Raw genomic sequence first — 13,697 nt, forward strand, 5'->3', positions numbered from 1 at the left:
ACCGGATCGCACCGGAAAGCCGGCAGCGCATCGATGCATTCGACATTGCGGAACACATGTAGTCCAGGGGAAGCGTTCACCAGCCGTAGCAGGGCGGGCGCCGCGAAATTGTGCTGTCAGTTGATCCACTACCCCGATGGATCAATTGTTGAAGCGCCCATCGCCCAGTGGCGGATGGGCGTCTTTTTTTGTGCGCCGGTTTGCGACGCGAGCCATCGGCCCGATCGCGCGGCGTTCTGTATCATGTGCTGGCGTGCCTGGCCGCCCGTGCGGGCGCACGGCTTGCCGGCGCGCTCGATCACGCGTTGCCAACATGAACGACAAAGCCCTGCACGACCCTTCAACCGCCGGCGTCGATCCGGCCGCCCTCGATGCGCTGCACGCGTTCGTCGAGCGTCATCCGCGCCTGCTGGTGCTGACCGGCGCGGGCATCAGCACCGACTCCGGCATTCCCGGCTATCGCGATCGCAATGGCCAATGGATGCGCTCGCCGCCGATCCAGCTCCACGAATTCCTCGGCTCCGATGCCGCGCGGCGGCGCTACTGGGCACGCAGCATGATCGGCTGGCCCGTCGTCGGCCGCGCGCAGCCGAACGGGTCGCACGTTGCGCTGGCGCGGCTCGGCAGCGCAGGGCGGATCGAGCGTCTCGTCACGCAGAACGTCGACGGCCTGCACCAGCGCGCGGGCAGCGGCGACGTCATTGAGCTGCACGGCGGCATCGACGGCGTCACATGCCTCGGCTGCGGCGCGCATCATGCGCGTGCGACGATCCAGGTCATGCTCGAGGCAGACAATCCCGAACTGCTGGGCGCGGAAGCCGAGCCGGCCGCGGATGGCGACGCGCACCTCGAATGGGCCGCGCTCGATACGTTCCGCATTCCGGCGTGCCCCGCGTGCGGCGGGCTGCTGAAGCCGGCGGTCGTGTTCTTCGGCGAAAACGTGCCGCGCGAGCGCGTGGCGCTCGCGTCGCAGGCGCTCGATGCGGCCGATGCGCTGCTCGTCGTCGGCTCGTCGCTGATGGTGTATTCCGGCTACCGCTTCTGCGTGTGGGCGCAGGCGCAGCACAAGCCGGTCGCCGCGCTCAATCTCGGCCATACGCGCGCCGATCAGATGCTGACGCTGAAGGTCGAAGCACGCTGCGCGCCCGCGCTCGACGCGCTGACTGCGCGGCTGGGCCTCGCGGGCCACGCACCGGAGCAGGCATCGTGACCGGCCCGACCACTTCGCCCGATCCGTCCGCGCGGCTGTCGGCGCCGGCGGCCGAACGCAATCGCGGGCCGATCCTCGACGTCTTGCGCCGCGTGCTGCCGGCAAGCGGCCGCGTGCTTGAAATCGCGAGCGGCACGGGGCAGCACGCAGTCCACTTCGCGCAGGCGCTGCCGGGTCTGCACTGGCAGCCGAGCGATCCCGATGCGCAGGCGCGGCGTTCGATCGCCGCGTGGGTGGCCCATGCGGGCCTTGCCAACGTTGCCGGGCCGCTCGCGTTCGACGTGCGCGACGCGTCGTGGCCGGTCGACGCGCTCGATGCAATCGTCTGCATCAACATGATTCACATCTCGCCGTGGGCCTGCACCGACGCGCTGTTCGCGGGCGCGTCGCGCCTGCTGCGGCCGGGCGGCGTGCTGTTCCTCTACGGGCCGTATCGGCGCGAGGGCCGGCATACGGCGCCGTCGAACGAAGCCTTCGACCTGCAGTTGCGCAGCCGCGACCCGTCGTGGGGCGTGCGCGATCTCGAGACGGTCGTCGCGCTCGGCCTCGATCGTGGCCTCGACTGCATCGAGGTGGTCGAGATGCCGGCGAACAACCTGAGCGTCGTGTTCCGGCGGCTGCCGCACGCGGAGCAATGACACGGAAGCGCGCATCGCTGCCGGGTTTCCACTATCCTTTCGCCTGTGCGCGCGACCCGGCTCGGGTCGCGCCCCGTTTTTTCCGGAGAATTGACTAATGGGCAAACAAGCAATCGGTGTGATCGGGCTCGCGGTGATGGGCCGCAATCTCGCACTCAATATCGAGAGCCGCGGTTACGCGGTGTCGGTGTACAACCGCAGCCGCGAGAAAACCGACGAACTGATCGCCGAATTCCCCGGCCGCAATCTGGTGCCGACCTATACGCTCGAGGAGTTCGTCGCGTCGCTCGAAACGCCGCGCCGGATCCTGATGATGGTGAAGGCCGGCGAGGCGACCGATGCGACGATCGCGTCGCTCAAGCCGCTGCTCGAGAAGGGCGACGTGCTGATCGACGGCGGCAACACGCATTTCACCGACACGATCCGCCGCAACCAGGAGCTCGCGCAATCGGGCCTGCACTTCATCGGCACCGGCGTGTCGGGCGGCGAAGAGGGCGCGCTGCGCGGCCCGTCGATCATGCCCGGCGGCCAGCGTGACGCTTACGACCTCGTGGAGCCGATCCTCAAGCAGATCGCCGCGAAGGCGCCGACGGACGGCGAGCCGTGCGTCGCGTACATGGGCCCGGACGGTGCGGGCCATTACGTGAAGATGGTCCACAACGGCATCGAATACGGCGACATGCAGCTGATCGCCGAAAGCTATGCGGTGCTGAAGGACGTCGCGGGCCTGACCAACGACGAACTCGGCGCGGTGTACACCGAGTGGAACCAGGGCGAACTCGACAGCTACCTGATGGAGATCACGTCGAAGATCTTCGGCAAGAAGGACGAGGAAACCGGCAAGCACCTGGTCGACGTGATCCTCGATCGCGCCGCGCAGAAGGGCACCGGCAAGTGGACGAGCCAGAATGCGCTGGATCTCGGCGTGCCGCTGCCGCTGATCACCGAATCGGTGTTCGCGCGCGTGCTGTCGTCGCTGAAGACCGAGCGCGTCGCGGCCAGCAAGGTCCTGTCGGGCCCGGCCGCCGCGCCGTTCGACGGCGATCGTGCCGCGTTCGTCGAAGCGGTGCGCCGCGCGCTGTACCTGAGCAAGGTGATCTCGTACGCGCAGGGTTTCGCGCAACTGCGCACGGCGTCCGAGGAATACGGCTGGAACCTCGATCTCGGGACGATCGCAAAGATCTTCCGTGCGGGCTGCATCATCCGCGCGCGCTTCCTGCAGAAGATCACCGACGCGTACGCGAAGGATTCGGCGCTCGCGAACCTGCTGCTCGATCCGTACTTCAAGGACATCGCCGCGAATTACCAGGCATCGCTGCGCGACGTCGTGGTCGCCGCGGTGAAGGCCGGCGTGCCGGTGCCGGCGTTCGCGTCGGCGGTCGCGTACTTCGACAGCTACCGCTCCGAGCGGCTGCCGGCGAATCTCGTGCAGGCGCAGCGAGATTTCTTCGGCGCGCACACGTTCGAGCGTACCGACAAGCCGGGCAGCTTCCACGCGAACTGGTCGTAACCGGCTGGCGGGGACAGCATTGTTGCGAAAATCTATTCTTTGAGTAGGGTTTTTCGATCCCGGATGCCGACATTGTTGGCTCCGGGGAAACAGTGTTTTCGTTGTTTCATGGTTTTCCCTAGGGGACGCCGGGACTAAACTCTGTTCCATCGCTGCAGACATGGTGTGTGCGGCGGAGCAAAAAAAATCCCGGAGGTAATCATGAAATCGCTGATCGCAACGTTCGCCGCAGCTGCCGTCCTCGCCGTTCCCGCCGTCTCGTTCGCCCAACAGAATGCACCCGTCACCCGTGCACAGGTGAAGGCCGATCTGGTCGCCGTGCAACAGGCCGGCTACAAGCTGGGCAGCGACCGTACGAACTACCCGGAAGGCATCCAGGCTGCTGAAGCCCGCCTGAACCCGCAACAGAACGTCGCCGCTGCCGACACGACCGGCTACGGCGCGCAACCGGCCGCTGCGCAGGAATCCGGCGCACCGGCCAAGGCCAAGACCGACTGGCAAGTCAAGCGTATCGCTGACGACGCCCCGATCTACAAGGGTCGTTAATGGTGCGGCCGCATCGGCGGCCTGATCCGACCCTGGAAGTACAAACAGCCCGTCGTTCCGGCATTCGGAACGGCGGGCTGTTTTCATTGGCGGCGCGTGTATCGCGCCAGCGGCCCGTTCAGTGCAGCGGGCGCCGGCCGCGCCCGATATCCCGGAACAGCGCTTCGGCCGGTTCCAGCACCTGCAGCCACGTTTCGTCATAGCCGCTCAACGTATCGAGCGCGTCGCGCAGCCGCTCGATCGCGAGGACCGGCAGCTCGACGCTATGGCGCGTGGCGCCGGTCATATGCGCGACGCTCGCCAACTGGACGAGCGCATCGGCCGCCTCGGCGACATCGGTCGCGAACAGCAGGTGCCGGTTGAGCAATTCGACCAGGCCGCTGGAACCGGAGAAATCGTCGGCGTCGAGCTGCACGGAAAGAAACGTCGCGTTGTTCATTGTCATGCTCCTCGTTGTCGTTGGATCGCGCAGTGCATCACCGAGTATAGGTGGCGATCGAAGCGGAGAATGTGACGGGATCGATATGGCAGGCGAGGGCGGCGAAGCGGGCGGCGGATCCGCGGCAGGCACGCCCGACGGCCCGCACGGCGTGGCTTGCAGGCCGCCGGTACGCCGGCGCGACGACGCAAGATTGTTGCCGGATCCGGCACCTGACGCGGCCCTGACCGCGACAAATGGTATCTTTGCCGATTGGGACGACGCGAAAAAGGGGCCGGTGAGCCCATTCGCGCCGACGTTCCACTATGGAAACTGACGGCCGCGACAGCGGTCGGATACTGGTTGGTCCGGCCCTCTGGCCGGACATCGTGCGTCGCGCGCCGGGGGGCGGTGGGCGGCGCAGCGACGCAAATCCGGGAGGACCCTTGAGAGAAATTATTCCCATCCACGATGCGCTGACGCGCTGGCTGCCGCAGGCGGCGCTCGTTGCCGCGGCCATCGCGCTGACGGGCTGCACGATGACGCCGTGGACCGATAGCTGGCAGCCGGCGCGCCAGTCGGCACCCACGTCGGCCGCGACGCCGGGCGTGATCGCCGGCTATTACCGCGTGAACCCGGGCGATACGCTCGCGGGCGTCGCGAATGCGTACGGGCAGCGCGTGCAGGACGTGGCCAGCTGGAACCACATGGCGCCCACCGATGCCGTGTATCCCGGCCAGGTGCTGCGCGTCGCGCCGCCGCCTGCCGCGACGTCGCTCGGGCAGCCGCCGTCGGCGGCCGCGCAGCCGGGCTCGCTCGCGTGGCCGGCCACGGGTGTCGTGGCGGCGCCGTTCGCGGCCGGCAAGACGCGCGGCATCGTGATCGCCGCGTCCGGGCCCGACCACTCGGTGCGGGCCGCGGCCGCCGGGCGCGTGGTTTACGCCGGGTCCGGCGTCAAGGCTTACGGCCCGCTCGTGATCCTGAAGCATGAGAGCGGGCTCATCACGGCCTACGGACACAACGGCAAACTGCTCGTCAATGAAGGCGACGCGGTGCGCCAGGGCCAGCCGGTCGCCGAAATGGGCACCGACGCAAGCGGCCGTTCGACGTTCGAGTTCGAAGTCCGCCAGAACGGCAAGGTCGTCGATCCGATGAACTTCCTGCCGCGCAACGGCGGTTGACGACGCGCTTCACTCCGTGTGCGCCGGGCGGCGCACACGTTCCCGCCTTCATCCTTTCCAGAACGTCACCGCACCGGACGGTCTCGCGTGATTGCCGAGCCAGCGAATGCCCAGTGCGAGCGCCACCGCGCCGATCGCAATCAGCGAACACTGGATCGCGACCGGCAGGTAGCCGTGCGGCCGCGGATCGACGAACGGATAGGGATACCAGTTCTCCAGCGCGCCGCGCACGAGCGTATAGCCGAGATAGATGACCGGAAAGCCGAGCCACGCGAACGCGCTGCGCCACCGGATCGGCAAGCGCGGCTCCACGTACAGCCAGTCGCACAGCATGACGAGCGGCACGATCCGGTGCAGCACCCAGTTGTTGAACGCCGGCGTGACGTGGCGCAGCGCATCGAGCCGAGCGAGCAGGAGTTCGTAGACGATCGCGGTGATCAGGACGTACAGCACCGCGGCGCCGCGCATCGATTCGTAGCGGGCCGAGCCGGGGCGCGCGATGCGCCAGAGCCCGGCGGCGAGCATCACGGCCGCGTAGAGGCTGCTCAGTTGCGTGAAGTAGCTGAGGTAGTTGCCGAGATGAAAGCCCGGCAGGTGCCAGTAGTCGGCGACACTGTGCAGCGTGGTGGATACCGCGAGCAACGCGGCGGTCAGCCGATAGGCCGCAACGAAGAACGCCTTGCTCATGATGCCCGCGCGCCGTCGCACCAAAGCTCCATCGTGCCACAGCCGTTCTGGCGCGCGATGCGGATTTTCCATATGACGCTGCCGTGACGCGCGTGGGCGATTCGTCGGATATTTGCGCCGCGTCGTGCAAATCCGGGCGCACGTGCGGCTACAATCGGGGCAGCTTTGCCGGGCGCAGGCCGGTTGCCGCATGCGCCCATCCCCGCATACAACACGAGACGAAGCATGAGAAACATCCTCGCGAAACAGACGCGCTACAGCTCGCCCGCGATCTTCTTCCACTGGGCCGTCTTCCTGCTGGTGGCGCTGGCCTACCTGGCCATCGAGATCCGCGGGCCGAAAGGCAGCGACAGCCGGGTGTTCTGGATGAACGTGCATCTCACCGCGGGCACGCTCGTGCTCGTGCTGTCGGTGCTGCGCGTGCTGTGGCGAGCCGTCAGCCGCGTGCCGGAGGCGATTCCGCAGGCGGCGCTGCTGCGCTGGCTCTCGAAGCTCGCCCATGTCGCGCTCTACGTATTCATCATCGCGCAGCCGCTGCTCGGCATCATGATGATCAACCTGGGCGGCAAGCCGGTGTCGCTCGACTGGCTCGGCCTGTCGTTCACGCTGTTCGGCCCCGACAAGGCGCTGCGGCCGACGATCAAGGAAGCGCACGAGCTGATCGGCAACGCGTTCTACTTCGTGATCGGCCTGCACGCGCTGGCTGCGCTCTATCATCATTTCATCCGGCGCGACGACGTGCTGCGGCGCATGGCGCCCTGAACGGCACGCGCCGAAGCACGCGGCAGGCGGGGGCGCATGGTTGCGTTGACAACCATGCGCCCCCGGTTCGTTTACCGTCATCCGCGCTGGTCATCGCGTTAAACATTCTGTAACATCTCGGCTGTTTTTACATTCCGCTTACTCGTTGCCGAGCATGCTGCCCCGACATCGTCACCTGACCGCCTGGCTTGGCGTGCTCGCGATCTGGTTCGCGATCGCGGCGCCGCTGGTGTCGCAGTGGCGCGTCGCGCAGGCGGCCACGCCCGACGCGATCGTCTGCAGTGCAGAGCATGGCGCGCATCCGTCATCCGATGCGGGCCGCATGCACGATCATGCGCTGCATCTCGATGCATGCGGCTACTGCGGCTTCTTCGCGCACAGCCCCGCGATCGGCGGGCCTGCCGCCGCGGCACTCGCTTCCGTTCCCGCTGTTTCCGTTTCCGCCGTCGCGCCGCCTGCCATCGTGGCGCGCGCCGACCGCTATCCGCGCGCGTATCCGCGCGCACCGCCCGAGCGCGCCTGACGCGCTGTTTCCGTTCTTTCACCGCCGATATCCGTGCGGCCCGTCGCGGCCGCGTGGAGGGCGTCACTCGGGCTTTCGATCATGACCATTTTCCAGTTGCGTGCGCCGCGGGCGTCACGCAATGCCGGTGCGCGGCGCATCCCGCGCGTGCTGAAACTCACCGTTCCCGCGCTGGCCGTCGGCGCATTGGCCGCGAGCGCCGCGGCCGCCGAAACGGCGCGCGCATCCAGCGCGCCGACCGACGATACGGCCGCGCCGCTGCCGGCCATCGAAGTCGTCGCATCGCCGCTGACGACGCCGCTCGTCGTCGTCACGGATCCGAAGACTCCACGCCAGCCGCTGCCCGCCAGCGACGGCGCGGATTATCTGAAAACGATCCCCGGCTTCACGTCGATCCGCAGCGGCGGCACCAACGGCGACCTCGTGTTGCGCGGGATGTTCGGCTCGCGGCTGAACATCCTGGCGAACGGGATGTCGACGCTCGGCGCATGTCCGGGCCGGATGGATGCGCCGACGTCGTATATCGCACCGGAAAGCTATGACAAGGTCACGGTCGTGAAGGGGCCGCAGACCGTGTTGTACGGGCCCGGCGCGTCGGCCGGCACCGTGATGTTCGAGCGCGTGACGCCGCGCTTCGACAAGCCCGGCATGCGCTTCGAGGGCAGCCTGGTCGGCGGGTCGTTCGGCCGCAACGACCAGAACCTCGACGTGACGGCCGGCACACCGGACGTCTACGGCCGCGTGACCGCGAACCACGCGCATTCGCAGGACTACAAGGACGGTAACGGCAACACCGTGCCGTCGCAGTGGGACAAGTGGAACGCCGATGCCGCGCTGGGCTGGACGCCGGACGACCACACACGCGTCGAGCTGACCGCCGGCACCGGCGACGGCTATGCGCGCTACGCGGGGCGCGGGATGGACGGCGCGCATTTCCGCCGCGAGACGTTCGGGCTGTCGTTCGACAAGAAGCATCTCGGCGACGTGCTCGACCGGATCGAGGCACGCGTGTACTACAACGAAGCCGACCACGTGATGGACAACTACACGTTGCGGCAACCGGACCCGACCAGCAGCATGCCGATGCGGATGGCGTCGGAAGTGCGGCGCCGCACGTTCGGCGCACGCGCGGCCGCGACGTTCCGTTTCGCCGACGACTTCAAGCTCGTGACGGGTGTCGATGCGCAATCGAACCGGCTCGACTCGCGCTCGGCGATGGGGCGGCAGAACTACGGCGACAAGCCGTGGGATGCGCAGGCGACGATGTGGAACGCGGGCGTGTTCGGCGAACTGACGTGGTACGCGAGCGACGTGTCGCGCGTGATCGGCGGCGCGCGCGTCGACTATGCGAGCGCACGCGACAAGCGCTCGACGACGAGCGGCATGATGATGAGCAAGCCGAATCCGACCTTCGACGACGATCGCACGCGCGTGCTGCCGAGCGGCTTCGTGCGCTACGAGCGCGATCTCGCATCGCTGCCCGTCACGTGGTACGCGGGCGTCGGCCATACGGAGCGCTATCCCGACTACTGGGAGCTGTTCTCCGCGACGCGCGGGCCGGCCGGTTCGGTCAACGCGTTTTCGGCGGTGCAGCCGGAGAAGACCACGCAGCTCGACATCGGTGCTCAATACAGGAGCGACCGGCTCGATGCATGGGTGTCGGCCTACGCCGGCTACGTGCAGGACTTCATCCTGTTCAACTACGCGGCCGGCATGATGGGCCCGACCACGCAGGCGACCAACGTCAACGCGCAGATCATGGGCGGCGAAGCGGGCGTGTCGTGGAAACCGGTTGCACCATTGCGCGTCGAGACATCGCTCGCGTATGCGTGGGGGCGTAACGTGGCAAGCGGCGATCCGCTGCCGCAGATGCCGCCGCTCGAGGCGCGCATCGGGCTCGAGTACACGCGTGGCGCGTGGTCGGCGGGCGGCCTGTGGCGGATCGTTGCGCCGCAGCATCGCTATGCACTGAATGAGGGCAACGTGGTCGGCAAGGACTTCGGCCCGAGCGCCGGATTCGGTGTGCTCTCGCTGCATACGCAGTACAACGTCAGCAAGACCGTGCAGATCTCGGTCGGCGTCGACAACGTGCTGAACAAGGCCTACACCGAACACCTGAACCTTGCCGGCAACGCGGGCTTCGGCTATCCGGCGAATTCGCCGGTGATGGAGCCGGGCCGGACCGCGTGGGTGCGCGTGAGCGCGAAGCTGTAACGCATCGCGCGTGTGCGCTGCAGCATGCGCGCACAGGAACGCGGCCCCGCCTGAACGGGCGGGGCGCGTCAACCGATTAGAGAACCGTATCTAGTCAGGGCGCAAACGTTCGCGAGTCGTGATTCACTCCCGCATTCGACGCACACGGTGGTTGCGACGTTCGAGGCGCGTAGTGTGTGTCGATCCGGCTTCATTCGCACCGGCAGCACAATAATCAGGAGAACATGCATGGCCAGAACGATGCGTTCCAGGGTGGTGGCAGGGGCAGTGGCATGCGCGATGAGCATCGCGCCGTTCGCGGGGACGACCGCAGTGATGACGCTCGCGACGACGCGCGCGGCGATGGCGGCGACCGCGCCCGCCGATGGCTACGCGGCGACGCGCTATCCGATCATCCTCGTGCACGGGCTGACGGGTACCGACAAATACGCCGGCGTGCTCGAGTATTGGTACGGTATCCAGGAAGACCTGCAACAGAACGGCGCGACTGTCTACGTTGCGAATCTGTCGGGTTTCCAGAGCGATGATGGCCCGAACGGGCGCGGCGAACAGTTGCTCGCTTACGTGAAGACGGTGCTTGCGGCGACGGGCGCGACCAAGGTCAATCTCGTCGGCCACAGCCAGGGCGGGCTTACATCGCGCTATGTCGCGGCCGTCGCGCCCGATCTTGTCGCGTCGGTGACGACGATCGGCACGCCGCATCGCGGCTCCGAGTTCGCCGACTTCGTGCAGAACGTGCTTGCGTACGATCCGACCGGGCTTTCGTCAACGGTGATCGCCGCGTTCGTCAATGTATTCGGAATCCTGACGAGCAGCACTAACAACACGAACCAGGATGCGCTCGCTGCGCTGCAGACGCTGACCACCGCACGGGCCGCCACGTACAACCAGAACTATCCGAGCGCGGGCCTGGGTGCGCCGGGCAGTTGCCAGACCGGTGCGCCGACGGAAACCGTTGGCGGCAACACGCACCTGCTGTACTCGTGGGCCGGCACGGCGATCCAGCCGACGCTCTCGCTGTTCGGCGTCACGGGCGCGACCGACACGAGCACCATTCCGGTCGTCGATCCGGCGAACGCACTCGATCCGTCCACGCTCGCGCTGCTCGGCACGGGCACGGTGATGATCAACCGCGGCTCCGGGCAGAACGACGGGGTCGTGTCGAAATGCAGCGCGCTGTACGGCAAGGTGCTGAGTACGAGCTACAAGTGGAACCACCTCGACGAGATCAACCAGCTGCTCGGCGTGCGCGGCGCATATGCGGAAGATCCGGTCGCGGTGATCCGCACGCATGCGAACCGGCTGAAGCTGGCGGGCGTGTAATCGATGACGGCACGTGAAGGGCGCGCGCCGCTGGCGCGGCGCGCCGTGGTCTATGGTGTCGTGGGGCTGGCGGCGATTGCCGGTGTCGCGATGTGGAGCGGAGCGGGCTGGCATCGCGGAACGGGCACGGCCGGCGATTCTCCGGATGCGGCGGCGGTGGGCGGCGTGGCAGCTTCACCGCCGCAGGCCGCGATGCCGGCAAGCGCGGGCCTGCCGCCGTCGTTGGCAGGCTCCAGCGCACCCCGGTTGCCGCTCGATGCCGGCGGCCATCTCGCGAAGTCGCGTGCGGTGCGCGATTTCTTCGACTACTGCCTGACCGCGCAGAGCGACCTGAGCGCGGCCGCGCTCGATGCATTCGTCGCTCGCGAGATTGCCGCGCAGCTCGACGGCACCTTCGCGCAGGCCGAGGCGCTCGACGTGTGGCGCCGGTATCGCGCGTATCTCGACGCACTCGCGAAACTGCGCGACGCCGGCGCGGTCGAGAAGTCCGACCTGGGCGCGCTGCAGCTCGCGCTCGACCAGCGTGCATCGATCGCATACCGCACGCTCGGCGACTGGAGCCAGCCATTCTTCGGTGCGGAGCAGTGGCGGCAGCGCTACGACCTTGCGCGGCTGAAGATCGCGCAGGATCCCACGCTGACGGATGCGCAGAAGGCCGAGCGGCTTGCAGCGCTCGAACAGCAGATGCCGGCCGACGAACGCGCCGAGCAGCAGCGCATCGACCAGCAGCGCGCGGCGATCGACCAGATCGCGCAATTGCAGAAGAGCGGGGCGACGCCCGATGCGATGCGCGCGCAACTGACCCAGACGCTCGGCCCCGAAGCGGCCGCGCGTGTCGCGCAGATGCAGCAGGACGACGCGTCGTGGCAGAGCCGCTACGCGGACTACGCGGCGCAGCGTGCGCAGATCGAATCGGCAGGCCTGTCGCCGCAGGATCGCGATGCGCAGATCGCCGCGCTGCGGCAGCGCGTGTTCACGAAGCCCGGCGAAGCCGTGCGCGCGGCCTCGCTCGATCGTGGGGCGGGCAGCGCGCGGTAATGCGGAAAGCGCGGGCAGTACGGCGCGTGTCCGCCGCTATGCCGCGCGCGTGAGGTCCCGCGGCAGGTGTTGCTCGATGGTATTCGCGAGCGTGTCGAACGCGGGCACGATGCCTTCATGCGCGACGCACGCATAGCCGAGCAGCAGGCCGCGCTGCGCGGTGTCGAGGCTGCTGTAGTAGCTGGTGAGCGGGCGCACGATCACGCCCGCATCGAACGCGCTCTGCGTGACCGCGCGATCGTCGCACGCGTCGGGCAGGCCGAGCACGAGATGCAGGCCGGCCTCGTCGCCCATCACGGGCAGCGCGTCGCCGAAGCGCGCGCGGATCGCGTCGATCATCAGTTGCCGGCGCTCGCCGTACAGCGTGCGCATCCGCCTGACGTGCGAAGTCAGGTGGCCGTCCATGATGAATTCGGCGAGCACGGCCTGCTGCATCAGCTGGCCTTCGCGGTACAACTCCGATAACCCGGTGCGGAACGTGTCGACCAGATGCTCGGGCACGACCATGTAGCCCATCCGCAGCCCCGGGAACAGCATCTTGCCGAGGCTGCCGACGTAGATCACGCGGCCGCCGTCGTCGAGCCCCTGCAGCGACGCGAGCGGGCGGCTGCCGTAGCGGAATTCGCTGTCGTAGTCGTCCTCGATGATCCAGCAGCGATGCTGGCGCGCATATTCGAGCAGCATCCGGCGCCGCGCGAGGCTCATCACCATCCCGAGCGGGTACTGATGCGACGGCGTGACGAGCACGAGCCGCGGCGGATGCTGCATGTCGCTGGCGCGCGGGTCGAGCCCCTCCTGGTCGACAGGCACCGGCGTCAGGGTGAGGCCGGCTGCCTGCAGGACGCTGCGCACGCCCCAGTAGCACGGCTCCTCGACCCATGCGCGATCGCCGATGTCGGACAGCAGCCGCACCGCGAGATCGATCGACTGGTGGATGCCCGTCGTGATGATCACCTGGTCCGGCGAGCATTTGACCGAGCGCGCGACGCGCAGGTAATCGGCGAGCGCGCGCCGCAACGGCCGGTAGCCGCCGCCCGGCGCATAGGTCAGCAGTTCGGGGTTCGCTTCCTTCCACAACCGCGCCTGCAGGCGGCTCCACGTCCGGCTCGGGAATTCCGACACGTCCGGCACGCCCGGCATGAACGCGCCCCATTGGCGGCGTGACACCCCCGCGTGCTCGATCAGTTGCCGGCCACGCGTCGACAGGCTGCCCTGCGCATCGGGCAGCGGCGGTTCGTCGGCGGCCGACGGCGGCGGCGCGGCGCCTGGCACGTGGATCGCGGCGGCGTCCGGCCGCGTGTCGGCCACATAGGTGCCGCTGCCGGTCGTCGTCAGCACGTAGCCTTCCGCGGTCAGCTGGTCGTACACGTGCAGCACGGTATTGCGCGCGATCGACAGGTCGGCCGCGAGCGTGCGCGAACTCGGTAGCTTGGTTCCTGGCCCCAATTCCCCGGTCAGGATGGCCTGCTGCATCAACTGCAGCAACTGGCGGTACATCGGCTCGGGCGAACTACGGTCGAGGCGGGCGGAGAGCCAGTCGGCGACGATCACGGTGTCCAAAGTGGTCCCACGCGGAATATTGAAATGGTTCCCTATTGTAGAACCGTGCGCGCCGTATAGTGATTCGCATCTCAAAATCAATTGTCG

The 13,697-nt window shown here is 67.7% G+C and carries 13 protein-coding genes; 10 read left to right on the forward strand and 3 right to left on the reverse strand.

Annotated elements, in window-relative coordinates; all coding sequences use genetic code 11:
- The first annotated feature begins 313 nt into the window (after window positions 1–313).
- The 4 genes from LGN19_RS00115 to LGN19_RS00130 all read left to right on the forward strand — a co-directional run bounded on the left by LGN19_RS00115 (window position 314) and on the right by LGN19_RS00130 (window position 3,904).
- A complete protein-coding gene (locus LGN19_RS00115; RefSeq protein WP_226212776.1) occupies window positions 314–1,210 on the forward strand; it encodes an NAD-dependent protein deacetylase in 897 nt (298 codons plus the stop codon).
- Window positions 1,207–1,848: a DUF938 domain-containing protein gene (locus tag LGN19_RS00120; protein WP_226212777.1), complete on the forward strand. Its 642-nt coding sequence runs from the start codon at window positions 1,207–1,209 to the stop codon at window positions 1,846–1,848. The genes LGN19_RS00115 and LGN19_RS00120 overlap by 4 nt, the downstream gene beginning before the upstream one ends.
- A 97-nt stretch (window positions 1,849–1,945) precedes the next feature.
- Window positions 1,946–3,358 carry an NADP-dependent phosphogluconate dehydrogenase gene (gndA, locus tag LGN19_RS00125; RefSeq protein ID WP_226212778.1) on the forward strand — a complete coding sequence of 471 codons (1,413 nt, stop codon included), beginning with the start codon at window positions 1,946–1,948 and terminating at the stop codon, window positions 3,356–3,358.
- A gap of 201 nt (window positions 3,359–3,559) precedes the next feature.
- Window positions 3,560–3,904, forward strand: a complete 345-nt coding sequence (locus LGN19_RS00130; RefSeq protein ID WP_226212779.1) for a DUF4148 domain-containing protein — start codon at window positions 3,560–3,562, stop codon at window positions 3,902–3,904.
- A gap of 118 nt (window positions 3,905–4,022) precedes the next feature.
- Here the strand turns inward: LGN19_RS00130 and LGN19_RS00135 are convergent, their stop codons facing one another.
- Window positions 4,023–4,343 carry a hypothetical protein gene (locus LGN19_RS00135; RefSeq protein ID WP_122949192.1) on the reverse strand — a complete coding sequence of 107 codons (321 nt, stop codon included), beginning with the start codon at window positions 4,341–4,343 and terminating at the stop codon, window positions 4,023–4,025.
- Window positions 4,344–4,768: 425 nt separating this feature from the next.
- Between LGN19_RS00135 and LGN19_RS00140 the strand changes: the two genes are divergently transcribed.
- Window positions 4,769–5,503, forward strand: coding sequence for a peptidoglycan DD-metalloendopeptidase family protein (locus tag LGN19_RS00140; RefSeq protein ID WP_122949193.1), 735 nt, complete (start codon window positions 4,769–4,771; stop codon window positions 5,501–5,503).
- 48 nt (window positions 5,504–5,551) lie between these two features.
- Here LGN19_RS00140 and LGN19_RS00145 read toward each other — a convergent pair whose 3' ends face one another.
- Window positions 5,552–6,190: a Pr6Pr family membrane protein gene (locus LGN19_RS00145; protein WP_226212780.1), complete on the reverse strand. Its 639-nt coding sequence runs from the start codon at window positions 6,188–6,190 to the stop codon at window positions 5,552–5,554.
- Between the two features lie 225 nt (window positions 6,191–6,415).
- On the opposite strand from LGN19_RS00145, the gene LGN19_RS00150 reads away from it, so the two are divergent.
- The 5 genes from LGN19_RS00150 to LGN19_RS00170 all read left to right on the forward strand — a co-directional run bounded on the left by LGN19_RS00150 (window position 6,416) and on the right by LGN19_RS00170 (window position 12,050).
- Window positions 6,416–6,952 (forward strand): cytochrome b, encoded by a 537-nt coding sequence (locus LGN19_RS00150; RefSeq protein WP_089453395.1) that lies wholly within the window; start codon window positions 6,416–6,418, stop codon window positions 6,950–6,952.
- A 154-nt stretch (window positions 6,953–7,106) separates the two neighbouring features.
- Window positions 7,107–7,475, forward strand: coding sequence for a DUF2946 domain-containing protein (locus LGN19_RS00155; protein WP_226212781.1), 369 nt, complete (start codon window positions 7,107–7,109; stop codon window positions 7,473–7,475).
- A gap of 81 nt (window positions 7,476–7,556) precedes the next feature.
- Window positions 7,557–9,689, forward strand: a complete 2,133-nt coding sequence (locus tag LGN19_RS00160; RefSeq protein ID WP_226212782.1) for a TonB-dependent copper receptor — start codon at window positions 7,557–7,559, stop codon at window positions 9,687–9,689.
- Window positions 9,690–9,917: 228 nt separating this feature from the next.
- On the forward strand, window positions 9,918–11,012 hold the full coding sequence (locus LGN19_RS00165) for an esterase/lipase family protein (protein WP_122949196.1): 1,095 nt from the start codon (window positions 9,918–9,920) through the stop codon (window positions 11,010–11,012).
- A 3-nt stretch (window positions 11,013–11,015) separates the two neighbouring features.
- Window positions 11,016–12,050 (forward strand): lipase secretion chaperone, encoded by a 1,035-nt coding sequence (locus LGN19_RS00170; protein WP_226212783.1) that lies wholly within the window; start codon window positions 11,016–11,018, stop codon window positions 12,048–12,050.
- A gap of 36 nt (window positions 12,051–12,086) precedes the next feature.
- Here LGN19_RS00170 and LGN19_RS00175 read toward each other — a convergent pair whose 3' ends face one another.
- A complete protein-coding gene (locus tag LGN19_RS00175; RefSeq protein ID WP_226212784.1) occupies window positions 12,087–13,610 on the reverse strand; it encodes a PLP-dependent aminotransferase family protein in 1,524 nt (507 codons plus the stop codon).
- Window positions 13,611–13,697 lie beyond the last annotated feature (87 nt).

This window comes from Burkholderia sp. AU30198 (genome assembly GCF_020419825.1).
Classification (GTDB): Bacteria; Pseudomonadota; Gammaproteobacteria; order Burkholderiales; family Burkholderiaceae; genus Burkholderia.

Excerpts from the sequence above, each read along its gene's own strand:
- LGN19_RS00160 (WP_226212782.1), top strand. The coding sequence starts at position 7,557 with ATGACCATTTTCCAGTTGCGTGCGCCGCGGGCGTCACGCAATGCCGGT.
- LGN19_RS00145 (WP_226212780.1), bottom strand. The coding sequence starts at position 6,190 with ATGAGCAAGGCGTTCTTCGTTGCGGCCTATCGGCTGACCGCCGCGTTG.
- gndA (WP_226212778.1), top strand. The coding sequence starts at position 1,946 with ATGGGCAAACAAGCAATCGGTGTGATCGGGCTCGCGGTGATGGGCCGC.
- LGN19_RS00150 (WP_089453395.1), top strand. The coding sequence starts at position 6,416 with ATGAGAAACATCCTCGCGAAACAGACGCGCTACAGCTCGCCCGCGATC.
- LGN19_RS00135 (WP_122949192.1), bottom strand. The coding sequence starts at position 4,343 with ATGAACAACGCGACGTTTCTTTCCGTGCAGCTCGACGCCGACGATTTC.
- LGN19_RS00130 (WP_226212779.1), top strand. The coding sequence starts at position 3,560 with ATGAAATCGCTGATCGCAACGTTCGCCGCAGCTGCCGTCCTCGCCGTT.
- LGN19_RS00165 (WP_122949196.1), top strand. The coding sequence starts at position 9,918 with ATGGCCAGAACGATGCGTTCCAGGGTGGTGGCAGGGGCAGTGGCATGC.
- LGN19_RS00115 (WP_226212776.1), top strand. The coding sequence starts at position 314 with ATGAACGACAAAGCCCTGCACGACCCTTCAACCGCCGGCGTCGATCCG.
- LGN19_RS00155 (WP_226212781.1), top strand. The coding sequence starts at position 7,107 with ATGCTGCCCCGACATCGTCACCTGACCGCCTGGCTTGGCGTGCTCGCG.
- LGN19_RS00170 (WP_226212783.1), top strand. The coding sequence starts at position 11,016 with ATGACGGCACGTGAAGGGCGCGCGCCGCTGGCGCGGCGCGCCGTGGTC.